25 protein-coding genes and 1 pseudogene are annotated in these 23,186 nt (G+C 47.0%); 12 read left to right on the forward strand and 14 right to left on the reverse strand.

Annotated elements, in window-relative coordinates; translation table 11 throughout:
* Positions 1-118 (reverse strand): annotated as a pseudogene (locus tag A7589_RS23145) (2-oxo-tetronate isomerase); the annotation flags it as partial.
* A gap of 290 nt (positions 119-408) precedes the next feature.
* Here A7589_RS23145 and ydeI point away from each other — a divergent pair.
* On the forward strand, positions 409-801 hold the full coding sequence (gene ydeI, locus A7589_RS02160) for a YdeI family stress tolerance OB fold protein (protein WP_105282730.1): 393 nt from the start codon (positions 409-411) through the stop codon (positions 799-801).
* 258 nt (positions 802-1,059) lie between these two features.
* Positions 1,060-1,950 (forward strand): diguanylate cyclase DgcZ, encoded by an 891-nt coding sequence (dgcZ, locus tag A7589_RS02165; protein ID WP_016158250.1) that lies wholly within the window; start codon positions 1,060-1,062, stop codon positions 1,948-1,950.
* Between the two features lie 115 nt (positions 1,951-2,065).
* On the opposite strand, the gene mgtT is transcribed toward dgcZ, so the two are convergent.
* The 3 genes from mgtT to ftrA form a co-directional block, all read right to left on the reverse strand.
* Positions 2,066-2,170 (reverse strand): protein MgtT, encoded by a 105-nt coding sequence (gene mgtT, locus A7589_RS23150; protein WP_214678006.1) that lies wholly within the window; start codon positions 2,168-2,170, stop codon positions 2,066-2,068.
* Positions 2,170-2,265 (reverse strand): protein MgtS, encoded by a 96-nt coding sequence (gene mgtS, locus A7589_RS02170; protein ID WP_000901364.1) that lies wholly within the window; start codon positions 2,263-2,265, stop codon positions 2,170-2,172. Before mgtS ends, mgtT begins: the two co-directional genes overlap by 1 nt.
* A gap of 107 nt (positions 2,266-2,372) precedes the next feature.
* A complete protein-coding gene (gene ftrA, locus A7589_RS02175; protein WP_133174878.1) occupies positions 2,373-3,344 on the reverse strand; it encodes a transcriptional regulator FtrA in 972 nt (323 codons plus the stop codon).
* 94 nt (positions 3,345-3,438) lie between these two features.
* On the opposite strand from ftrA, the gene A7589_RS02180 reads away from it, so the two are divergent.
* Complete coding sequence (locus A7589_RS02180) at positions 3,439-3,837, forward strand: rhodanese-like domain-containing protein (RefSeq protein WP_108188698.1); 399 nt, start codon at positions 3,439-3,441, stop codon at positions 3,835-3,837.
* A 35-nt stretch (positions 3,838-3,872) separates the two neighbouring features.
* On the opposite strand, the gene ydeE is transcribed toward A7589_RS02180, so the two are convergent.
* Complete coding sequence (ydeE, locus tag A7589_RS02185) at positions 3,873-5,060, reverse strand: efflux MFS transporter YdeE (protein WP_105282838.1); 1,188 nt, start codon at positions 5,058-5,060, stop codon at positions 3,873-3,875.
* 195 nt (positions 5,061-5,255) lie between these two features.
* On the opposite strand from ydeE, the gene eamA reads away from it, so the two are divergent.
* A complete protein-coding gene (eamA, locus tag A7589_RS02190; RefSeq protein ID WP_000087209.1) occupies positions 5,256-6,155 on the forward strand; it encodes an O-acetylserine/cysteine exporter in 900 nt (299 codons plus the stop codon).
* Positions 6,156-6,185: 30 nt separating this feature from the next.
* Here eamA and marB read toward each other — a convergent pair whose 3' ends face one another.
* From marB to marR, 3 genes are read right to left on the reverse strand one after another with little or no spacing between them, the layout of a single operon-like run.
* Positions 6,186-6,404, reverse strand: coding sequence for a multiple antibiotic resistance protein MarB (gene marB, locus A7589_RS02195; protein WP_108188699.1), 219 nt, complete (start codon positions 6,402-6,404; stop codon positions 6,186-6,188).
* Positions 6,405-6,434: 30 nt separating this feature from the next.
* On the reverse strand, positions 6,435-6,818 hold the full coding sequence (marA, locus tag A7589_RS02200; protein WP_000091195.1) for an MDR efflux pump AcrAB transcriptional activator MarA: 384 nt from the start codon (positions 6,816-6,818) through the stop codon (positions 6,435-6,437).
* Positions 6,819-6,838: 20 nt separating this feature from the next.
* Positions 6,839-7,273 (reverse strand): multiple antibiotic resistance transcriptional regulator MarR, encoded by a 435-nt coding sequence (gene marR, locus A7589_RS02205; protein ID WP_000843430.1) that lies wholly within the window; start codon positions 7,271-7,273, stop codon positions 6,839-6,841.
* Between the two features lie 212 nt (positions 7,274-7,485).
* Here marR and marC point away from each other — a divergent pair, with 212 nt between their 5' ends.
* Positions 7,486-8,151, forward strand: coding sequence for an NAAT family transporter MarC (gene marC / locus A7589_RS02210; RefSeq protein WP_000885044.1), 666 nt, complete (start codon positions 7,486-7,488; stop codon positions 8,149-8,151).
* Positions 8,152-8,301: 150 nt separating this feature from the next.
* Here the strand turns inward: marC and ydeA are convergent, their stop codons facing one another.
* Together ydeA and ptrR are read right to left on the reverse strand one after the other, a co-directional pair.
* Complete coding sequence (ydeA, locus tag A7589_RS02215; RefSeq protein WP_000210463.1) at positions 8,302-9,492, reverse strand: L-arabinose MFS transporter; 1,191 nt, start codon at positions 9,490-9,492, stop codon at positions 8,302-8,304.
* Positions 9,493-9,634: 142 nt separating this feature from the next.
* A complete protein-coding gene (gene ptrR, locus A7589_RS02220; RefSeq protein ID WP_000366485.1) occupies positions 9,635-10,495 on the reverse strand; it encodes a putrescine utilization regulator PtrR in 861 nt (286 codons plus the stop codon).
* Positions 10,496-10,595: 100 nt separating this feature from the next.
* Between ptrR and sad the strand changes: the two genes are divergently transcribed.
* The 6 genes from sad to A7589_RS02255 all read left to right on the forward strand — a co-directional run bounded on the left by sad (position 10,596) and on the right by A7589_RS02255 (position 17,806).
* The gene (sad, locus tag A7589_RS02225) at positions 10,596-11,984 is read left to right on the forward strand and encodes a succinate-semialdehyde dehydrogenase (RefSeq protein WP_000156608.1); all 1,389 of its coding nucleotides are present in this window, start codon (positions 10,596-10,598) and stop codon (positions 11,982-11,984) included.
* A gap of 63 nt (positions 11,985-12,047) precedes the next feature.
* Entirely contained in the window at positions 12,048-12,974 is a 927-nt protein-coding gene (glsB, locus tag A7589_RS02230; protein WP_000257426.1) for a glutaminase B, read from the forward strand.
* A complete protein-coding gene (locus A7589_RS02235) occupies positions 12,974-13,333 on the forward strand; it encodes a DUF4186 domain-containing protein (protein WP_001191034.1) in 360 nt (119 codons plus the stop codon). Before glsB ends, A7589_RS02235 begins: the two co-directional genes overlap by 1 nt.
* 138 nt (positions 13,334-13,471) lie before the next feature.
* Complete coding sequence (locus tag A7589_RS02245) at positions 13,472-14,890, forward strand: GGDEF domain-containing protein (RefSeq protein WP_000558027.1); 1,419 nt, start codon at positions 13,472-13,474, stop codon at positions 14,888-14,890.
* A 226-nt stretch (positions 14,891-15,116) separates the two neighbouring features.
* The gene (uxaB, locus tag A7589_RS02250) at positions 15,117-16,568 is read left to right on the forward strand and encodes a tagaturonate reductase (protein WP_000854607.1); all 1,452 of its coding nucleotides are present in this window, start codon (positions 15,117-15,119) and stop codon (positions 16,566-16,568) included.
* A gap of 323 nt (positions 16,569-16,891) precedes the next feature.
* Positions 16,892-17,806: a bestrophin family protein gene (locus A7589_RS02255; protein WP_010356749.1), complete on the forward strand. Its 915-nt coding sequence runs from the start codon at positions 16,892-16,894 to the stop codon at positions 17,804-17,806.
* Positions 17,807-17,809: 3 nt separating this feature from the next.
* On the opposite strand, the gene tam is transcribed toward A7589_RS02255, so the two are convergent.
* A complete protein-coding gene (gene tam, locus A7589_RS02260; RefSeq protein WP_000796276.1) occupies positions 17,810-18,568 on the reverse strand; it encodes a trans-aconitate 2-methyltransferase in 759 nt (252 codons plus the stop codon).
* A 373-nt stretch (positions 18,569-18,941) separates the two neighbouring features.
* Between tam and A7589_RS02265 the strand changes: the two genes are divergently transcribed.
* Positions 18,942-19,895 carry a hypothetical protein gene (locus A7589_RS02265; protein ID WP_000197007.1) on the forward strand — a complete coding sequence of 318 codons (954 nt, stop codon included), beginning with the start codon at positions 18,942-18,944 and terminating at the stop codon, positions 19,893-19,895.
* Positions 19,896-20,041: 146 nt separating this feature from the next.
* On the opposite strand, the gene A7589_RS02270 is transcribed toward A7589_RS02265, so the two are convergent.
* The 3 genes from A7589_RS02270 to A7589_RS02285 form a co-directional block, all read right to left on the reverse strand.
* Positions 20,042-20,482 (reverse strand): GNAT family N-acetyltransferase, encoded by a 441-nt coding sequence (locus tag A7589_RS02270; RefSeq protein WP_105282835.1) that lies wholly within the window; start codon positions 20,480-20,482, stop codon positions 20,042-20,044.
* A 576-nt stretch (positions 20,483-21,058) separates the two neighbouring features.
* Positions 21,059-22,006, reverse strand: coding sequence for a hypothetical protein (locus A7589_RS02280; RefSeq protein WP_072663708.1), 948 nt, complete (start codon positions 22,004-22,006; stop codon positions 21,059-21,061).
* An 810-nt stretch (positions 22,007-22,816) separates the two neighbouring features.
* Positions 22,817-23,176 (reverse strand): hypothetical protein, encoded by a 360-nt coding sequence (locus A7589_RS02285; RefSeq protein ID WP_063078926.1) that lies wholly within the window; start codon positions 23,174-23,176, stop codon positions 22,817-22,819.
* Positions 23,177-23,186: the final 10 nt, after the last annotated feature.

A 23,186-nucleotide genomic window follows, 5' to 3' on the forward strand; every position in this document is an offset into this window, starting at 1 on the left:
ATTCGGCGGTAGTTAAGCGTAATTGATCAGCGATAAGTCTTTGGCTCAACGCGGATGTCAGGTTTTCAATGGTATCGCTATCTGCAAGTTGTGCAATTTTATTGCTATTAATGTTCATCGTTGTTTGTCCACGCTATTAGCTGCAAAGGTGATTTGCCTTTTTTGTATGTTCTATCACTATAATAAAAATCAAATTTATAAAGCCGATTATTCTGAAAATATATTTAAGATTAAAACACAGCTTTCTTTAATCTTTTTATTGTCTTTTTGAGTTAAATTTGCTGAAGATTTTGTTTCTAGCTGACTGATTTTAATTGTTTTATAACAATCAGTATGATTCTTATTTGTCAATTATAAAAATAGCAACCAGACTTAATAAGTCAAACCAAACGCAATTAAGGAGTTAGTATGAAATTTCAGGCCATTGTATTAGCAGGTTTTCTTGTCATGCCTTATGCGTTAGCGGATGACCAGGGCGGCTTAAAACAGGATGCTGCGCCACCACCGCCACATGCAATAGAAGACGGCTATCGCGGAACTGATGATGCAAAAAAAATGACCGTTGATTTTGCGAAAACTATGCATGATGGTGCCTCAGTTTCATTACGTGGTAATTTGATTTCCCACAAGGGTGAAAATCGTTACGTTTTTCGCGATAAGAGTGGTGAAATTAATGTTGTTATTCCTGCTGCCGTTTTTGATGGACGACAAGTTCAGCCTGACCAGATGATCAACATTAGCGGGAGTCTGGATAAGAAAAGCACCCCAGCCGTGGTTCGGGTCACACATCTGCAGAAATAGTCACAAAAATAAATGCGTCTGATGGCCCAATCAATTGGGGCATCAGGCTTTGCTGTTTATGTTATTTGCCTCTGTTTTATGGCGCAAAGAAGAGATAATTTACAGAATTAAACACTTTTTTATCTGCTTATTTTGTTTTAAATCACAACGTTATCTTTAACGTCGTCCCAGATTAGGATTTCTATTAAAATATTGACGTAATTTTTCTTTTCTCTCGGTAGAATACCGCGCACAAGGAACTGTGAAAAAGGAGTGGCAATGATCAAGAAGACAACGGAAATCGATGCCATCTTGTTAAATCTCAATAAGGCTATCGACGCCCATTACCAATGGCTGGTGAGTATGTTTCACAGCGTGGTAGCGAGAGATGCCAGTAAGCCAGAAATTACGGATAACCATTCTTATGGACTGTGCCAGTTCGGTCGCTGGATTGATCATCTGGGGCCACTCGATAACGATGAATTACCTTACGTTCGGCTAATGGATTCTGCCCATCAACATATGCATAACTGTGGTCGGGAATTAATGTTGGCTATTGTCGAAAATCGCTGGCAGGACGCTCATTTTGATGAATTTCAGGAAGGGTTACTTTCTTTTACGGCAGCATTAACCGATTACAAAATTTATTTACTGACGATTCGTAGCAATATGGATGTTCTGACTGGATTACCTGGTCGTCGGGTTCTTGATGAATCTTTTGATCATCAATTACGTAATGCTGAACCACTGAATCTCTATTTAATGCTGCTGGATATAGACCGATTTAAATTGGTTAATGATACCTACGGGCATTTAATCGGTGATGTGGTATTACGCACCCTGGCAACTTACTTAGCTACCTGGACACGTGATTATGAAACGGTTTATCGCTATGGCGGCGAAGAATTTATTATCATTGTCAAAGCTGCTAATGATGAAGATGCCTGTCGTGCCGGAGTACGCATTTGCCAGTTAGTCGATAACCATGCAATCGCACATTCTGAAGGGCATATCAACATAACCGTGACCGCAGGTGTGAGCCGTGCGTTTCCTGAAGAACCGCTGGATGTGGTCATCGGAAGAGCAGACCGGGCAATGTATGAGGGTAAGCAAACCGGAAGAAATCGCTGCATGTTTATTGACGAACAAAACGTGATTACTCGAGTTTAAGCGCCGTTTAACATTCATTGAGAAAAATAATGCTACTGTGTCAATGATCCGTTACCAGTGCAGAGAAACGCCTGTTAGCGCAAAAGTAAAAACACAAATCTATCCATGCAAGCATTCACCGCCGGTTTACTGGCGGTTTTTTTTCGCCGTCAGAAAAATCAGGCCCCTTGTACACAATTGTAACAAGGGGCCGGTTAGGTGAGGGATTATCTCCGTTCATTAGTCATCCCATTTGTGGCTGAAATACGCGGCCAGAAAGCCAGAAAATAAAATTATTCCCAGCACAGCTATAAAAACATTCATATTACCCAGCATTATTTGCCTCCGTTTATGGTGTGGTGTGTTTCCTCTCTTACCTTAATTTTCATCTCAATGAGAAAGATATTAGCAGAGGTAACCTAAACGAAGGCTGAATTAGAGGGTTAATGTGATGAGGAGCGGCTGTTTTTCCGATATTGTGAAGGGGATAATAAAAAACGCTGGTGAAAATGATGACGCAGTAAAGATGAATTACCAAACCCCGTCAGCTCGGCAATTTTATCGATGCTAAACGACGAATTTTGCAGATAATCCTCCACTCGCATTAATCGCTCATTGAGAAGCCAGCGGGCGGGTGTCATACCCGTTAAGGCGACAAAACGTCTTAAAAAAGTACGTTGACTCATATTCACTCGTCCGGCGAGAGAGGCAACGGTATGCGTTTGTGCCAGATTTTGCTGTAAAAAGTTGAATAATGCGCCTAACGTATGGCTTTCACGCGGCGCAGCCATCGGGCGTGTCAGGTTTTGTGGTTGCTCACCGTGGCGATGTGGCTGAATGACCAGCCGCCGGGCGACATTATTAGCAATTTCGTGACCATAATCTTTGCGCACGATATGTAAGCACAGATCGATCCCTGCTGCGCTTCCGGCGGATGTCATCACTTGTCCTTCATCCTGATATAACACATTGTCACTTACGTGAATTGAAGGGTAACGATGCTGGAGTTGTTCAGTGTAGCGCCAGTGGGTGGTCGCTTTTCGCTGGTGAAGAAGGCCTGCGGCGGCAAGGACAAATACGCCCGAGCATATCGATACCAGACGACTACCGCGTTGATGTGCTTCGCGCAACGCCTGACATAGTACTTCTGGTACTGTTGCATCTATACCGCGCCAGCCTGGAATAATAATCATATCGGCTTCAGTCAGTAGCTCCAGCCCGCCATCCGCAACTACGTGGATCCCGCCAGTAGCTTGCAGCGCGCCGGGTTCTACCGCCGCAACAGCAAACCGATACCAGTTATCGCCGAGTTCCGGGCGTGGCAGACCGAAGATTTCAACGGCTACACCGAATTCAAAAGTACAAAGCCCGTCATAGGCCAGCACAGCGACTAGCGGTCGTTGTACTGTTGTCATCATTTTGCTTTTTTCTGGCATATCGGAAGGCGGTCAGTGAAAGGTTGATTGGTTACATTATTGTTAACACAACAACCCAAAAGGAAAAAGCAATATGCGTTATGTCACTGAATTTACCGCAGCGATGCCAGAAGCTGCCGAAGCTCATTTTCTCGCGCGTTTGAGTGTCGAAACGGATTGCGCCGATGTTCATGACTCGCTGGCCTACATTGGCGATGATTTCGTTTTGCTGCATGTGGTCGGGCGTGAAGAGGATTTCGCCCGTCGGCATGTCCCCGGCGCGATTCATCTGCCCCATAAGCAAATGACCGAAGATAGAATGGCTCAATGGTCGGAAGATACTCTGTTTGTGGTGTATTGCGCGGGGCCACATTGTAACGGCGCAGACCGTGCGGCACTCAAACTGGCTCGGTTAGGAAGGCCAGTTAAAATCATGATCGGCGGGGTAACCGGCTGGGAAGATGAAGGCTACGCCTTTGCAACAGGAAAATAATGAGTCAAGCCGTGCCGTTAAGGCACGGCAGTGAGTCAACAAAGAACCGGCTGTCCCCAGGGTCTTGCGTGAATGCCTTTTAACATCAGCACCCACGCAGCAATGATCGCCAACGCTAAGATGACAAACAGCGAGGACGGCGGCAGGCTGGTGAGCACTACGCCACTCACTAATGGGTTAATCGCTGCACCAAGCCAGCCTAAAGACTGGGCGGAAAAATAGCTGGCTTTCATCCCTGATGGTGCAATATGGTCAATCAACATATATTCGCCAGGGGCATAAATGATTTCGCCAAGAGTAAACACGGCGGCTGAAATTCCCCAAAGTAGCAGGCTGTTGCCCGATAAGATAAATCCGACCAGACCGACGACAAAACAGAGAGTGCCGACCGTCATTAGCGCGCGGATGTTGGTCGGATTAATGCGTCGACCCACGGAATATTGCAACGTAACTACCATCGCAGCATTAACCGGAAGAACAACCGCGACCACCTTTTCGGCAAAATCACCATCAGCAATCACCATCACGTATTGTGAAATGCACGAGGCAAACGCTCCGCTCACGAAAGAGGCCAGAAAGGCTGAGCAGGTGAACCACAGCAGAGCTTTATCCTGTAACAAAACCTTTGGTGACCAGACGCTGCCTGTCTCTGTGGCGATGATTTTCTCGCTGCGTTTCACCCAAATTTGAATGAAAAGCACAGGAAACGCAGAACAGATGGCTGCCAGCCAAAAGGGCAGATTGATACTTTGCATCACCAACAGCGTGCCGAGCGGTGGGCCGATAGTCCAGCCTATGTTGAGCATGGTGTAGTTGATCGAGAAGATCTTCGTTTTACTGGCGGAGGAAAGATTATTGGCAAACCAGGCTTTCAACACGGTAGCAAAAACGGAATACGCACAGTTGATGAGCGCGAAGAACAGCACCACCAGCGTCACGTTGTCCACCAGGGGAATGGCGATAAAACCGCTGGCGAAGGCGGTAATTGCCAGTAACATATAACGTTTCTTGTCGAACTTATCCGCCAGAATGCCAAACCCGAGGCTGAAAACGACGCCGATAGTGAGCGCAATTGTCATCGCATAACCAATCAAATCGACACCCAGACCGTACTGGCGACTCAAATAAATGGTCATAAACGGCAGCGTCGCGCCGCGTCCGATGGTTAATAACAACGACGAGGCAAGAAGGGCGCTGGTAGAGCGTCGCAGAGATAAGTTCATTTGGCTGTCCGGCAGTGCGTTTCGTTATGTTTTGTTTTAGAGATGTAAAGAAATAGCATGGCAAAAATCCGAAGTATAGCGACTTATTTGCGCATTAATGCCGTCGTAAACGGTGACTAACGAATCAACTGTTAAAGAAAAGTAAATTCCGCTAAGTTGATTGCTTACAAAAGATGAAAATTCAGGGGCGGTAGAATGTCGCGAAAAGATGGGGTGTTGGCGCTACTGGTAGTGGTTGTGTGGGGGCTTAATTTTGTGGTCATCAAAGTGGGGCTTCATAATATGCCACCGCTGATGTTGGCCGGTTTGCGCTTTATGCTGGTAGCCTTCCCGGCAATCTTTTTTGTAGCACGACCGAAAGTACCGCTGAATTTGCTGCTGGGGTATGGTTTAACCATCAGTTTTGCGCAGTTTGCCTTTCTGTTCTGTGCCATTAACTTCGGTATGCCTGCAGGTCTTGCTTCGCTGGTTTTACAGGCTCAGGCGTTTTTTACGATTGTCCTCGGCGCGTTTACTTTCGGTGAACGACTACATGGCAAGCAACTGGCGGGGATCGCCTTAGCGATATTTGGCGTGCTGGTGTTGATTGAAGATAGCCTGAACGGTCAACATGTGGCGATGCTCGGTTTTATGCTGACCCTGGCGGCAGCATTTAGCTGGGCGTGTGGCAACATCTTCAATAAAAAGATCATGTCGCACTCATCGCGCCCGGCAGTGATGTCGCTGGTAGTGTGGAGCGCATTGATCCCGATTCTCCCGTTTTTTGTTGCCTCGCTCATTCTCGATGGTTCCGCAACAATGATTCACAGCCTGGTCACTATCGACGTAACCACCATTTTGTCTCTGATGTACCTGGCGTTTGTGGCGACAATTGTCGGCTATGGGATCTGGGGTACGCTGCTTGGGCGTTATGAAACCTGGCGCGTGGCACCGTTATCGTTACTTGTCCCGGTGGTCGGTCTGGCAAGTGCGGCGTTATTGTTAGATGAACGATTAACGGGTCTGCAATTCTTCGGTGCGGTGCTGATAATGGGCGGGCTGTATATCAATGTGTTTGGTTTGCGGTGGCGTAAAGCGGTGAAGGTGAGAAGTTAATAAGCCCCGAGATGTCGGGGCCAGAATTAACTACATGGCGTGTTGATTATAATAGGGCACGCCCAGCGCATCCGACTTATCACTGCCTGTACCCATGTGATTTAAATCGAATGGTGGTTGTTCCTGCGATGGGGGAACAATCACTTCATCACCACAGGGAATAACCGTCGGCTGCATGGTTTGTTCCGCAAAGCCTTGCGCAGAAAAGACAATAAGCGCGATTATCATTGCGGATAAAAGTGGTTTCATGATTGCCTCAGTGACGTTGTCACGTTTCAACTAGCTATTGTAATGATTTAATGGATGTAAAAAGCGCGATTCGCCCTGAATATTAGCCATCCGGTATTTATGCGGCGGGACATCAAAGTAGTTTTTGAAGGTTCGGGTCAGCGTTTGCTGGGACTCGAAACCATAACGTTCTGCCAGATAGAGTATCGGCTCGTTGCTTTCTTTCAGCTTTTGCGCGATTTCTGTCATCTTACGGCTGCGGATATATTGGCCTAATGAATGACCGGTTTCTTTTTTAAACATCCGTTGCAGGTGCCATTTAGAGTAACCCGAACGCTCTGACACTTTCTCCAGTGACAGTGGCGATTCCAGGTTGTCCTCGATCCAGTCCAAAATGCTATGAATGGTAATAGCGTCAGTGTTGCGTCTGGACATCGTCATACCTCTTTTTTTGTTTACGGCAGGACTTTCTTAAGCAAATGCTCAAGCGTTGCCACTTCGTCCGCCGTCAGGTTTTTTGTTAATTCTTGATGCAGGTCCTGGCCAACTAATTGATGGCATTGTTCACATATCGCTGCGCCGCTGGTGGTTAGCTTTACCAGCACGCCGCGCTTGTCATTCGGGTTCGGCAACCGTTCTACCCAGCCTTTACAGACCAGGCGATCCAGCATACGGGTCAGTGCTCCCAGGTCGACCGACAACACTTTTTTCAGTTCGACCGGTGTAATGCACGCCGCGCAGCGGATAGAGCAGAGCACCTTAAACTGTGCCGCAGTGATATCCAGCGGAGACAGATAATCGTTAAGCAGACGGTCTTTCTTCTGATTAACCATATAGATTAAGCGACCCAAGGGGATGATTTCATTGAACAGGTCGCTGGTACTTTTCACAATGGTTGCCCTGGCAAGTAATTAGTTGCCAGGGGATAATATTGCCCAGGCAAGTATATGTCAAATGAATGAATTGTCTGATGCCACGTTTTGCTAAATCGGTTCAAGTTTTGGTCAGTGCTATGCAAGATTAGTTAAAGAGTGAAACTTTCTCTTTGTTTTCCCTTTATACTTTTCGCTGATTACTCAGACACACAGGACAACAACCACCAATGTTAGATTTGTTTAAAGCAATTAGTCTGGGGCTGGTGGTGTTGCTGCCGTTAGCCAACCCATTAACGACAGTCGCGTTATTTCTTGGCCTGGCGGGCAACATGAACAGCGCCGAACGTAATCGCCAGTCGTTGATGGCCTCAGTATACGTATTTGCCATCATGATGGTGGCGTATTACGCCGGGCAACTGGTGATGGACACGTTCGGAATTTCGATTCCCGGTCTACGTATTGCAGGTGGTTTAATCGTCGCGTTTATCGGTTTCCGTATGCTCTTTCCTCAGCAAAAGGCAACGGATTCACCGGAAGCAAAAAGCAAATCAGAAGAGCTGGAAGATGAACCCAGCGCCAATATTGCTTTTGTGCCACTGGCAATGCCAAGTACCGCCGGACCGGGAACCATTGCGATGATCATTAGCTCGGCGTCAACGGTGCGTCAGAGTTCAACCTTCGCGGACTGGGTTCTGATGGTTGCGCCGCCGCTGATCTTTTTCCTGGTGGCGGTCATTTTATGGGGAAGCCTGCGTAGCTCTGGTGCCATTATGCGGCTGGTGGGGAAAGGGGGAATTGAAGCAATCTCCCGCCTGATGGGCTTCTTGCTGGTTTGTATGGGCGTGCAGTTTATTATTAACGGCATCCTGGAAATTATTAAAACTTACCATTAAAAAAGACCCGAATGGGTCTGAGACAGATGACAAACGCAACATTGCCTGATGCGCTACGCTTATCAGGCCTACGTAATCTCTGCAATGTATTGAGTTTGAGTGCTTTTGTATTTACCGACCCGAACAAAGCGGCCTGTTCGGGTCTTTAAACTACCGAGTTTGTTCTTCGAGTGTCACAGGCCAGCGGCGGAATATGATAATTGACCATATCAACGCGGCGAGTGCCGGAACTGCGCCCACATAACCAATCATCGACATCGACCAGTGCAGACTTACCTGATTACCCACCAGTGCTCCGGCGCCAATGCCAATATTAAATATCCCGGAAAAGAGCGCCATCGCAACGTCGGTGGCATCCGGTGCCAGCGCCAGTACTTTAACCTGCATCCCAAGCCCGATGATCATCATCGCAATCCCCCAGAAAATGCTCAGCACGCCGAGGTGTATCTCACTACTTGCCGAAGGTAACAGTAGCGCCAGGCACACCAGCAATAGCGCAATCGCCGCACTGACCAGCACAGATGCGTACTGATTACCCAGCTTACCGAAAATCACGCTACCAATGATGCCTGCACCACCGAGCATCAACAGCAATGCTGTGGCAAAGTTGGCGCTGAACCCCGCAACGTTTTGCACAAAAGGTTCAATATAGCTGTATGCCGTATAATGGGCGGTGACCACGACCACCGTCAGCAAATAAATGCTCATCAATGCCGGGCGACGAAACAGCAGCGGAAGACTTTTTAACGAACCAGAGTGCTCACTGGGCAGTAATGGAAGTAATTTGATCAGGCACAAAAGGGTGATAAGCGCCCCGATACCAATTGCGAAGAAGGTCATTCGCCAGCCGAAATACTGCCCCACAATGCGCCCGAGAGGTAAACCTAATACCATCGCCAGTGCTGTGCCGGTGGCAATTAAACTCAATGCCTGCGCTCGCTTCCCGGCTGGCGCCATACGGATTGCCAGAGACGCCGTAATCGACCAGAAAATAGCATGGGCGAAAGCCACACCAATACGACTGATCACCAGAACGGTAAAGCTCCACGATAAAAACGACAGTATGTGGCTGGCGATAAACACCACAAACAGACAGATCAGTAATTTGCGGCGTTCAACCTGGCTGGTCATTAGCATAAAAGGCAGTGACATTAGAGCCACCACCCACGCATAAATGGTCAACATGATACCGACTTGTGCGGTTTGCATATGAAAGCTTTGCGCAATATCAGAAAGCAAACCTACAGGCACAAATTCGGTGGTATTGAAGATGAAGGCGGCAACTGCCAGCGTAACGACCCGTAGCCACGCCACTTTGCGGGAAACAATATTTGTTGTCATAACCGATTATCGGATGAGTTGCGAAAAGGTAATGAAATGATCTTAAAACGGTTAATGATCTGAATACAACGGTTTTGTGATCTATGTCGCGTTTCGCCGATTCATTCTGTATCAACGGCAGCGTGAGTAGCAGGTACAACATTTAGTCTGGTACATCCAGCAGTTCAATAAACGCCTCAAGCGGACGCGTTTTCGCCCCGCGACGCCAGACCAGCCAGGTCGTTAACCAGCGCCATTTCTCAGCCAACGGCCACGCTTCAACCTGATGATGCCCGGGCATACTTTCCAGCATAGATCGTGGGATAAGCGCAATGCCCGCACCCGCGACCACACAGGCCAACATCCCGTGATACGATTCCATCTCATGAATAGTCCCCGGAGCTGCGCCGTCAGCATGAAACCAGCTCTCAAAATGACGGCGATAAGAACAATTGGCGCGAAAGGCATAGATGTTGTAACCATTAACCTGACTGGCGCGGGTTACTGGCGCATGTCCTTGTGGCGTGACGATCATCAGCTCTTCGCGATACACCGGTATCCCGTCGATGGCGGTATGGTTAATCGGCCCATCAATAAATGCCGCATTCAGTTTTCCTTCCAGTACGCCGTCCAGCATCGTGCCAGAAGGGCCGGTGGAAAGTGAAAACTGAATTTTGGGGTAACGGCGGTTAAATTCTGCCAGCGTTGCCGGAATACGCACTGCGGCGGTGCTTTCCAGCGATCCGAGAGAAAACAGACCTTGCGGCTCATCGCCAGCCACGACATTTCGCGCCTCATCCACCAGCGCGAGAATTTGTTGGCTGTAGCGTAAAAAGTTATGCCCGGCGGGAGAGAGACGTAAACGCTGATTTTCGCGGATAAACAGCTCAACACCGAGCTCTGTTTCCAGTTGACGTATACGAGTCGTGAGGTTTGACGGCACACGATGTACTTTAGCCGCAGCCTGGGTAATGCTGCCAGCCTCGGCAACTGCGTTGAACATCTCCAGTTGAGTCAGATCCATAGTATTCTCGATTTGTGAATAAGTGGCTTAATATTATTCATTTTTAAACAAGAGTAAATCTACGTATCTTCAAGCCATAACTCATAAAGGAGATACCCCAATGACCATCACTCCGGCGACCCATGCCATTTCGATAAATCCAGCCAATGGTGAACAACTTTCTTCAATGCCCTGTGCTGGCGCTGACGATATTGAAAACGCTCTTCAGCTTGCAGTGGAAGGTTTTCGCGGCTGGCGCGAGACAAGTGTAGATTACCGGGCGGAAAAACTGCGTGATATCGGTAAAGCTCTGCGCACTCGCAGCGAAGAGATGGCGCAAATGATCACCCGTGAAATGGGTAAACCCATCAGACAGGCGCGTGCCGAAGTGGCGAAATCGGCGAATTTGTGTGACTGGTATGCAGAGCATGGCCCGGCAATGCTGAAAGCGGAACCAACGCTGGTTGAGAATCAGCAGGCGGTTATTGAGTATCGACCGATGGGGACGATTCTGGCGGTTATGCCGTGGAACTTTCCTTTATGGCAGGTGATGCGTGGCGCTGTTCCCATCATTCTTGCAGGTAACGGTTACTTACTTAAGCACGCGCCGAATGTGATGGGCTGTGCTCAGCTCATTGCCCAGGTGTTTAAAGATGCGGGTATCCCACAAGGCGTATATGGCTGGCTGAATGCTGACAACGATGGTGTCAGTCAGATGATTAAAGATTCACGTATTGCGGCGGTCACCGTAACCGGAAGTGTCCGTGCAGGGGCGGCTATTGGTGCACAGGCTGGTGCGGCACTGAAAAAATGCGTACTGGAGCTGGGCGGTTCAGATCCGTTTATTGTGCTTAACGATGCCGATCTGGAACTGGCGGTGAAAGCGGCGGTAGCCGGGCGTTACCAGAATACCGGACAGGTTTGCGCGGCGGCAAAACGCTTTATCATCGAAGAGGGGATTGCTTCGGCATTTACCGAACGTTTTGTAGCGGCTGCGGCAGCGTTGAAAATGGGCGATCCCCGTGACGAAGAGAACGATCTTGGTCCGATGGCACGTTTTGACTTGCGTGATGAGTTGCATCATCAGGTGGAAAAAACCCTGGCGCAGGGCGCACGTCTGTTACTGGGTGGGGAAAAGATGGCTGGGGCAGGTAACTACTATCCGCCAACGGTTCTGGCAAATGTCACCCCAGAAATGACCGCGTTTCGGGAAGAAATGTTTGGCCCCGTTGCGGCAATCACCGTAGCGAGAGATGCAGAACATGCGCTGGAACTGGCTAATGACAGTGAGTTCGGCCTTTCTGCGACGATTTTTACTACTGACGAAACACAAGCCAGACAGATGGCGGCACGTCTGGAATGCGGCGGCGTGTTTATCAACGGTTTCTGTGCCAGCGACGCACGGGTTGCTTTTGGCGGTGTGAAGAAGAGCGGTTTTGGGCGTGAACTTTCTCATTTCGGCTTACATGAGTTCTGTAATATCCAGACGGTGTGGAAAGACCGGATCTGACGTCACATATTTAGCTCTGTTATACTCGCAGGTCTTTTCAGACCTGCGAGCAAGGAGCAGAGAGTGGCTGTCGCCATGGATAATGCAATTTTAGAGACCATTTTGCGGCAAGTGCGACCGCTGATCGGTCAGGGTAAAGTCGCTGATTATATTCCGGCACTGGCAACCGTTGATGGTTCCCGTCTGGGGATTGCTATCTGTACCGTTGATGGGCAGCTTTTCCAGGCCGGAGACGCGCAAGAACGTTTTTCCATTCAGTCTATTTCCAAAGTGCTGAGTCTCGTTGTCGCCATGCGTCATTACTCCGAAGAGGAAATCTGGCAACGCGTCGGCAAAGATCCGTCGGGATCTCCGTTCAATTCCTTAGTGCAACTGGAAATGGAGCAGGGCATTCCGCGTAATCCGTTTATTAATGCCGGTGCGCTGGTGGTCTGCGATATGCTGCAAGGGCGATTAAGCGCACCACGGCAACGTATGCTGGAAGTCGTGCGTGGCTTAAGCGGCGTGTCTGATATTGCCTACGATACGGTGGTTGCCCGCTCCGAGTTTGAGCATTCCGCAAGAAATGCGGCGATCGCCTGGCTGATGAAGTCGTTTGGCAATTTCCATCATGATGTGACAACCGTTCTGCAAAACTACTTTCATTACTGTGCACTGAAAATGAGCTGCGTTGAGCTGGCGCGGACGTTTGTCTTTCTGGCGAATCAGGGAAAGGCTATTCATATCGATGAGCCCGTAGTGACGCCAATGCAGGCACGGCAAATTAACGCGCTGATGGCAACGAGCGGAATGTACCAGAACGCGGGGGAGTTTGCCTGGCGGGTAGGGCTTCCGGCGAAATCTGGCGTTGGCGGCGGTATTGTTGCGATCGTCCCGCATGAAATGGCTATTGCGGTATGGAGCCCGGAACTGGATGATGCAGGTAACTCGCTTGCCGGTATCGCAGTACTTGAACAATTGACGAAACAATTAGGACGCTCGGTTTATTAATGCAGTCACTTGATCCACTCTTCGCGCGTTTATCCCGCTCAAAATTTCGCTCTCGCTTTCGTCTGGGCGTCAAGGAGCGTCAGTATTGTCTGGAGAAGGGCGCGCCGGTTATTGAACAACATGCGGCAGATTTTGTCGCTAAGCGTCTTGCTCCGGCATTACCGGCGAACGACGGTAAGCAAACCCCCATGCGCGGGCATCCGGTGTTTATCGCTCAGCACGCTACCGCGACCTGTTGCCGTGGCTGTCTGGCTAAGTGGCATAACATTCCGCAGGGTGTTTCGTTAAGTGAGGAACAACAACGTTATATTGTGACGGTTATCTATCACTGGCTGGTTATTCAGATGAATCAGCCATAAGAATGGTGGTAAAAGCCAAAAGATCATCTGATTGATATCTTTCTTTGTCGCCGCTGTCAGCGAACATGCTATCCTTTATGAGAATTTACTTATTGCGTTGAGATAATTGCCACTCGCAATTGTATGGACAGATAATTAATGCATGTACACCCCATATCCACTTTCCGTTTGTTCCAGGAAGGTCATCTACTACGTAATAGCATTGCAATTTTTGCGCTAACGACGCTGTTCTATTTTATAGGTGCAGAGCTACGCCTGGTTCACGAACTTTCTCTTTTCTGGCCACTGAATGGCGTGATGGCAGGGGTATTTGCCCGCTACGTCTGGCTTAATCGTCTGCATTACTATGCCATCTGTTACGTGGCAATGCTGGTTTATGATGCCATGACCACCGAATGGGGGCTGGTTTCACTGGTTATCAATTTATCCAATATGATGTTTATCGTAACTGTTGCCCTACTGGTTATGCGGGATAAGCGTCTGGGGAAAAATAAGTACGAGCCAGTAAGCGCATTACGGTTATTTAATTATTGTCTGATTGCCGCTTTATTATGTGCCATCGTCGGGGCGATTGGTTCGGTCAGTATTGATAGTCTGGATTTCTGGCCTTTGCTTGCTGACTGGTTTAGTGAACAATTCTCAACAGGCGTGTTGATTGTTCCTTGTATGCTGACGCTGGCAATTCCTGGGGTATGGCCGCGCTTTAAAGCAGAGCAGATGATGCCAGTCATTGCGCTTATTGTGTCGGTTATTGCCTCGGTCGCCATTGGCGGAGCGGGGAGTCTGGCGTTCCCGCTGCCCGCATTAATCTGGTGTGCGGTGCGTTATACGCCACAGGTGACGTGTCTGCTGACTTTTATCACCGGAGCAGTGGAGATCGTACTGGTGGCAAATTCGGTAATTGATATCGCCGTCGGTTCGCCGTTCTCTATTCCGCAAATGTTCTCCGCACGTCTCGGCATAGCGACGATGGCGATTTGCCCAATTATGGTTTCCTTTAGCGTGGCAGCGATTAATTCGCTAATGAAGCAAGTTGCGCTGCGAGCCGATTTTGATTTTCTGACTCAGGTTTACTCACGATCCGGTCTGTATGAGGCGCTGAAAAGTCCATCGCTGCAACAGACACAACATCTGACCGTCATGCTGCTTGATATCGACTATTTCAAAAGCATTAACGATAACTATGGTCATGAGTGTGGCGATAAAGTGTTAAGCGTGTTTGCCCAGCATATTCAGAAAATTGTCGGCGATAAGGGGCTGGTGGCAAGAATGGGAGGCGAAGAGTTTGCCGTAGCCGTGCCTTCAATGAATCCCGTTGATGGTCTGCTGATGGCGGAGAAAATTCGTAAAGGCGTGGAACTGCAACCGTTCAACTGGCAACAAAAGACGCTTTATCTGACGGTTAGCATCGGCGTCGGTAGTGGGGATGCTTCATATTGCACACTAACCGATGACTTCAATAAATTGATGGTTGAAGCTGATACGTGTCTCTATCGGTCGAAGAAAGACGGGCGTAACCGCACCAGTACCATGTGTTATGGTGAGGAAGTTGTCTGACAGCTTTGTTATTTTGTCACGGTTTTAGCGTAATGTGTTCTACCACTCTGTTGACTGGAGAAAGAGGAGAATCCTCGATGGAACCATGATCCGCGCCACATTTTTATCTTAAACCTGCTAATTAATCATCACGAGTTGATCAAAACAGGGGTTCAGTGTATTAAAGTTTGCTAACCTGTCGTACCAATTTAAACAGGTTGTATGACTAATCAAAAGGGAACCCATTGTGAAAACACTAAATCGTCGCGATTTTCCCGGTGCACAGTATCCAGAACGAATCATTCAGTTTGGTGAAGGTAACTTTCTGCGCGCCTTTGTTGACTGGCAAATTGATCTCCTGAATGAACACACCGACCTGAATTCTGGCGTGGTCGTTGTTCGTCCGATTGAAACTTCATTCCCGCCGTCACTGAGCACGCAGGATGGTCTGTATACTACCATTATTCGTGGCCTGAATGAGAAGGGAGAAGCGGTCAGCGATGCGCGTCTGATTCGTTCTGTAAACCGTGAAATCAGCGTCTACGGTGACTACGATGAATTCCTGAAACTTGCGCATAATCCGGAAATGCGCTTCGTCTTTTCCAACACCACAGAAGCGGGTATTAGCTATCATGCGGGCGACAAATTTGATGATGCGCCAGCGGTAAGCTATCCGGCCAAACTGACGCGTCTGCTGTTCGAACGTTTCAGCCATTTCAACGGTGCGCTGGATAAAGGTTGGATCATCATTCCGTGCGAGCTGATCGACTACAACGGCGACGCGTTGCGTGAACTGGTGCTGCGCTACGCACAAGAATGGGCACTGCCAGAAGCATTTATTCAATGGCTGGATCAGGCTAACAGTTTCTGTTCTACGCTGGTGGACCGCATCGTTACCGGTTATCCGCGTGATGAAGTGGCTAAACTGGAAGCTGAACTCGGCTATCACGATGGTTTCCTCGACACCGCTGAACACTTTTACCTGTTTGTGATTCAGGGGCCGAAATCCTTAGCGACTGAACTGCGTCTGGATAAATATCCGCTTAACGTGCTGATTGTTGACGATATTAAACCGTATAAAGAGCGCAAAGTTGCAATCCTTAACGGTGCACATACCGCGCTGGTGCCGGTGGCGTTCCAGGCAGGGCTGGATACCGTCGGCGAAGCGATGAACGATGCTGAAATTTGCGCATTCGTTGAAAAAGCGATTTACGAAGAGATTATTCCGGTGCTGGATCTGCCACGTGATGAACTGGAATCTTTCGCCAGTGCCGTCACCGGGCGTTTCCGTAACCCGTACATTAAGCATCAGCTGCTGTCTATCGCGCTCAACGGTATGACCAAGTTCCGCACCCGCATCCTGCCGCAGTTGCTGGCAGGGCAGAAGGCAAACGGCACACTTCCGGCGCGCCTCACTTTCGCATTAGCGGCATTGATTGCGTTCTATCGCGGTGAGCGTAATGGAGAAACATATCCGGTACAGGACGATGCGCACTGGCTGGAACGTTATCAACAACTCTGGAGCCAGCATCGTGACCGTGTTATCGGCACCCAGGAACTGGTTGCGATTGTGTTGGCAGAAAAAGATCACTGGGAGCAGGATCTGACGCAAGTGCCTGGCCTGGTCGAGCAGGTTGCTAATGACCTGGAAGCGATTCTGGAAAAAGGGATGCGCGAAGCTGTACGTCCGTTGTGCTGATCCTTGCATTATTTTGTATGCTGGATAAGGCCTATACACCGCATCCAGCATGATTTTACCAACTAACTATATGGTTTCAGTTAGTTGTAGCCCTGATAAGCGTAGCGCATCAGACAATTAACGGCACAATCACTGAACCCGGTTTCGACCGGGTTTCTTAGCATTCCATATTAGTTACAACATCCTATATGCTTTAATATAAACAGGTGCTAAATGTAGCACCTGTGAATGTTGTAGTCTTGTAGGTAATTTGTAATTAGGAACTTGAGAATGTGATCACAATCACGTTTAATAGGGCGACTTTTCCACGCCTGAAGATAATCATGATTGTTCGCCCACAACAACACTGGCTGCGCCGTATTTTTGTCTGGCACGGTTCAGTATTATCCAAAATATCATCGCGCTTGCTACTAAACTTTCTCTTTTCTATCACGGTTATTTTCATGCTGCCCTGGTATACGCATTTGGGCATCAAATTTACCCTCGCGCCGTTCAGCATTCTCGGGGTTGCTATCGCCATCTTTCTGGGGTTTCGTAATAACGCGGGGTACGCCCGTTATGTTGAAGCGCGCAAACTTTGGGGGCAGTTGATGATTGCCTCACGGTCGTTACTGCGTGAGGTAAAAACGACATTGCCTGATTCGGCAAGTGTAAAGGAGTTTGCCCGGCTACAAATCGCCTTCGCCCACTGTTTACGCATGACATTACGCAAACAGCCACAGGCGGAAGTGCTGGCACATTATCTTAATACTGGAGATCTTCAGCGAGTACTGGCTTCCAACTCTCCAGCTAACCGTATTTTATTGATAATGGGTGAGTGGTTAGCCGTTCAGCGGCGGAACGGGCTACTTTCTGACATTCTGTTTATTAGTCTGAACGATCGTCTTAATGATATTTCTGCGGTACTGGCAGGGTGCGAGCGTATTGCATATACACCAATTCCCTTTGCTTACACCCTGATTTTGCATCGCACCGTTTATCTTTTTTGCATCATGCTACCATTCGCCCTTGTGGTGGATCTGCATTACATGACGCCTTTTATCTCTGTGCTAATTTCCTACACCTTTATTTCGCTGGATTGTCTGGCGGAAGAGCTGGAAGATCCGTTCGGTACTGAAAACAATGATTTACCGTTGGATGCCATCTGCAACGCTATTGAAATTGACCTGTTACAGATGAACGACGAAACAGAAATTCCGCCGAAGATTCTTCCCGATCGCCATTACCAGCTGACGTAATAATTACTCCGTGCGCCGGGCAACAATAAACAGACGCGGAAATGCCAACAGTATCTGCCCGTTCTCCTGCAGTGGATACTGTTCTTCCAGCATCTGATGGTAGCGCGTAAGAAAATGCTGCTGCTCACTCTCCGTCAGATCCTGCAACCATGGGCGTAATCCGGTGGCTGTCACCCAGTCAATAATCGCCTGGTGCGACGGCATCTGGTGATAGTAGGTGGTTCGCCAGATATCAACCTCACATCCGGCTTCGCTCAGAATATCGTAGTAAGCATGAACGCCTGCCAGCGGTTCACGTCCACGATCCGGATAATGCTGCTCCCAGGCGACTTCGCGCATTAACACATGCGTCGGCTCCAGCCAGTTGTCCGGCATTTGCACCGCCAACACGCCATGCGGATTGAGTAACGATACCAGATGCGGAAACAGCTCATAGTGTTCGGGCAGCCATTGCAGCGAGGCATTGGCGAAAATCAGATCGAGTGCATGGCTCGGTTGCCAATTGCGGATGTCTGCTTCCACAAACTGACATTCTGATAAAATTGCGCGCGCTTCGGCAATCATCGCCGGAGACGAATCAATGCCGGTAATTTTAGCCGTTGGCCAACGTTGATGTAGCAGGGCGGTGCTATTGCCTGGGCCACAGCCAAGATCAGCTATTTCCCTGGCGTTTTCCAGAGGGACTCTGGCAAGCAGTTCTACCGCCGGTCGTGACCGTTCGGCGTTGAAGTGCAGATATAAAGAGGGGTTCCAGTCAGCCATTTTTTTACTCCCGTCAGCGCATTATCCCAAGTGTAGATAAAACTGATGGATTCGCCTCACGTCATCAATCCATTGAACACGCGCTTTGTACGTGGCCTACGTGATTAACTCAAATGTAGCCAGGCGTAAATTTTAATTACAAATAAATAAAATCCATATATTAAGTTCTTCATTGATTTTATATGAATCTATTAACATACAGAATATTCAATATCTAATTTTAATACTTGCCAGCTAAATATCCATGAAGGGAATAATTCCACAGTGACTTTTTTTTGATATCCTTAGGGCAAGAGCCAGGTTTGAAGGAGTTTTTTGTGCAAAAATCATGGCATTTTGGACACTAACTCTATCGGATATAGAGATATAAAATATGACGAGAAAATTTGCATTCAACATTTTATACATCATTGATGTTTTAGGTGATGAAGATCTTGATTCCCCGAGTGACATCAAAATCAATAATAAACCAGATGATATAACGCTTAAAAGTAATACCGCCTCAAAACTATTTAAATCCATATCAAGTCTGAAAGTGCCAATTCCTATTGTTTTTGTTAAGATACATAATATCCCCATGCTGAATTCTTTCTTTAAAGAACTGGAAAAAGGAGTCATAAAAAAAGGGTTAATTCCTATAGTGCATTTTGAGTGTCATGGTTCTCCTGAGGAAGGGATGTTTTTCCCTGGAATTAAAAAGTATATCTCCTGGGGGGAGATGAATGATTTATTTTTAATGATAAACAAACATACCATGAATAACCTACTAGCCATTGTCGCGGGATGTGACAGTTTCAAATCAACAGAAAATATAGAGTTTGCAAAAGGAAGTCCTTATGGCTGCTATATTGGCGCAAACAAAGTTACTGACGCAAGTATAATTAGCAGGTTTAAAGATTTTTACCGTTATATCTTTTTATATAATGATTTCGATGGGGCTTGTGATCTTTTAGGTGCCGATTTTTCTATGGTTTTCTCATATGATATCTGTATGCAAAGCTTTTTACTTCCGTTGGTCTTGAGTTATTTCGGAAAAGATAAAAAAGAGTTTGTTGAGTATACAATCAACCGACTAATAGACAATGGACAACAGGGCTCTATAGGTGAAATAAGGAAATTAGCAAAATACAGGTTAAAACATATTGATAAGTATTATGAACGTTCTGGTGTTCAATTCTTACATGGGCAAAAGCCGCTTGCGTTTACGGAATTAAAGCGAATTGCACAGGAGCTTAAGGACAAACTTATTGACGAGGCTAAATTCAACCTCGAACTGAGGAATGCAATTAAATTGAAAAGAAATACAATTATGGGGAAGGGGGCTTGACCCTGAAGAACTGGATTTACTGCTGTAGAATACCTGGTGTACATCAAGTCAGGTGATATACACCAGGTGGCACAACTTACGAAGTGGTCATAATAATCAGCTTGCGCACGGAATCAGGATCAGACATTGCAAACCTCGCGGGAGAGTTATTTAACAATGGGCATGTCTGCGAGATGCTTAACAAAACGCTTCCTCACTTCCAGGTAACCGTTGCTTTCATAAAACTTGTGTGCTCTGACTCGACGTTCACTGCTTGAAAGTTCAATCTGAGAACATCCCTGATCCAGTGCGATTTTTTCAGAGGCAATGAGAAGCTTTTGTCCGATCCCTGTACCTCGCGACGATTCATCTATGACCAGAGCAGAAATTAATGCCCACAAGCCGTTTTCATGTACAGGGGTGATAAAATTCATCACAATAACCCCGCAGAGTTCCTTTTCTGTTTCAGCAACCAAAATGCTAAGACTGGGATGCTTCTGGTTAATATGATTTTCTAAGCGTTCTACATCTGTCTGATAACCCAATTGCAGAAAGAGCTTTTGTAGAGATGGTATATCTTTTAATTCAGGAGTCCTGATTAAGACCATTGCCATAACCTTTGTCAGAAGAGTTAAGTAAAAATATCCAAATCTCGCTAAAGTTGCCAGGGTTGCTTTTCGCTGTGAGTTCAACGGATGGACGCACAATGTTGCTGAATGAGCTCACCAGTACAAGCGCGTCGATCCTTGACTGTTTAACGTTGGGGGCGCGAAGCCTTGGAACCAAACACGTCCTGCAAGATCCTGAGTCGATTAACATCGGTCATTGAGAAAAACTCAGTTCCGTATGCCGTCATGAGTCTCATCCTTTGAAAGCAGTGATCGCTGTGGTGAGACTGTAGCGCGGACATGTCTATTTGACCGAGTGGGTCGCAGCCCCGTGATGTATATCTCAATTTAGCTACCACAACTTAAGTGCGCATAATGTGTTGAACATGTTAAATGACTGCACGAAGTGCTGGCATTTAGCCTTCTGCAATGAGCTGCCAGACGTTGTCACTTGTTTTCTGGCATAGAAAATCACTGCAACAGCGGAATTACAGATACATCCTGAATGTTCGTTTCTTCTTATTAATAGATAGCATTGTGAAATGCCGGTTATTTTATGACTATTTTATAGCATCATTAACAGGTTGTAGCAACACAGTTTATGTCGGGATTTCTGTTTTCCCACTGAAGTATGAGCCAGCGCAGGTAATAAACATAAACCTGTACATCACCATCAATCATGTAGCAATTACGCTGAATCTTTTTTGTGAGAGGCCAGAACAACACTGTGCCATAAGGAGTTTCACACAGGATTACTTTCATATTCCCGTCAAGAACAACTTCATAATGAATTTGATTGTTTTTTAATTCATCTTCAGCCTCCATTAATATCTCATCTCGAATTTTATTTATTTCATGATAATGCCCGGAAGGAATCTTCATGGCAACGCGTCGTAATCCAGCTTCCCTGGCATTTTCTTCTGTGCTGATAAATGCCACCGTGTCAGCAGAATAAATCCGGCGATGTGAGTAATCCTTATCGAGCTCATACTCTCCCGGATTATCCTTCCATTTGTTGTAGCCATGCAATTTTGGAAGGTCATTGCAGAAGTTCTGAAAGTTATGCCATCGCTCGCATACAGTGACACCTTTGTAGCCTTTAAAATACTGCTTCCCTTTGGTTGTCATGTAGCACCTTGCCAGCATGTTATGCCAGAGCATGAATGCTCTCGTTCTTTGGTGTGTTCGGGTGTTTTCAATAGTTGAATGACATCCATTACCAATATATCCGACGCCGTAATATTTTGGTGTCATCAGTAACTTTCGTCGTTCTTCCTCCGATGATGGAAAAGCTTCGTCTGATACAGAACCAGTTTTAATATGCGAGCCATAGGCTTCCTTGATGATGCCACTGTCTTTGAATTCCACGACATAATAGCCTCGCCTTGATTTATCATCAGAGCGGCCAAGAATGGCGCATTCTCCATTATGTCGGGTTCTGAATGTTGCGCCGGGGAACAATACGTCATGAGTATAATTTTGATGAAAGCAATTATTACGGATGCCTTTTTTGTAGCGGGGCATGATATTTCTCCTGCGTGATTTAACTGAAAGGGAAAGGAGTAAAAAGAATCGGGGCGGGTCCTTCTTTTTCGATTCACCTTCAGCCAGGCACTCATGCCGGAGAGATGGATTATATTTATGTAATCACTTCAAAAAATAAAATATAAAATTTTTCAAACAATGAATTGTGACAGATGATAGTACAAACCGTCAGGCGATCTGTGTGGCATCATTAATACGGCACATGCAAATGCGTCAGGTTGCAGCCGGATGCGCTCAGATGGCTGTACAGATGCAATAAACAGGGCGGAACAGGGGGTTGCCAGTGTGAGAGGGCGCATATGCCTGACAATTGTAGGGCTGTTTATTTATACAGTGTTTGGTATTTTGCTTACATCGTGACCGCTGACTGCCTGTATGCGGTTTTGGGGTGATTTTGGCCTTAGTCATGGCTTTGCATTGCCACTGACTCTGGCGTTGCGCATGGTGCATTACAGGGAGCGCACTCAGGGTCAGGACTGCGCCGGAATCACCCGATAGGGTGGGTAAATAAAAAAATAAATATAACCGTTTTACAGATTTAAATATCTGTGCTACCATCGCCAAATCGCCAACCGGGGTTAATTCTTTTATATATTCTGTTATTCTCTTATATAGACTTGCTGTTTAATTGTTATTATCGGTTTTCTGTACTTATCTGCATCTGTCTTTGATGTTTCAATATTATCCCAATATTAAGCCCTCCGCAGGAGAGCCATGCGGCTTGAGCTGACAATAATAAGAACAGAAAAATAAGAATCCCCACAGAAGTGAGGACTCATCAGATAGCTATCAGTAATCTACTTTGTCAAAGTCTATCCTGAAGTTATCTCCCGCTGTATCCGCATTATGCATTTCCTTGCTGTTTCTTAATGCCCGCAACTCTTTAAGAATTTCCTTTTGAATATCAGCCTGAGTAAATAACACCGTTTTCAGTTCATAGTCCGTAATGCTTCTGACTATCCAGACAATACAGATAACAGTGATGATGATTTTCGCCGTATCGAAACTGATGAAAACATAACTCTGAATTATCGAATACCATATCGGGTTGTCAGTTCCGATTAGATAGAACCATGTCATCACGGTCAGAATTATGTTAATGGTGAGCGTCAACTTTGACAGGTATTTTGTTAAAAATGAAGAATTCATTTCCTTTCTT

The sequence above is a fragment of the Escherichia sp. MOD1-EC6475 genome, from assembly GCF_003046645.1.
GTDB classification, from domain to species: Bacteria; Pseudomonadota; Gammaproteobacteria; order Enterobacterales; family Enterobacteriaceae; genus Escherichia; species Escherichia ruysiae.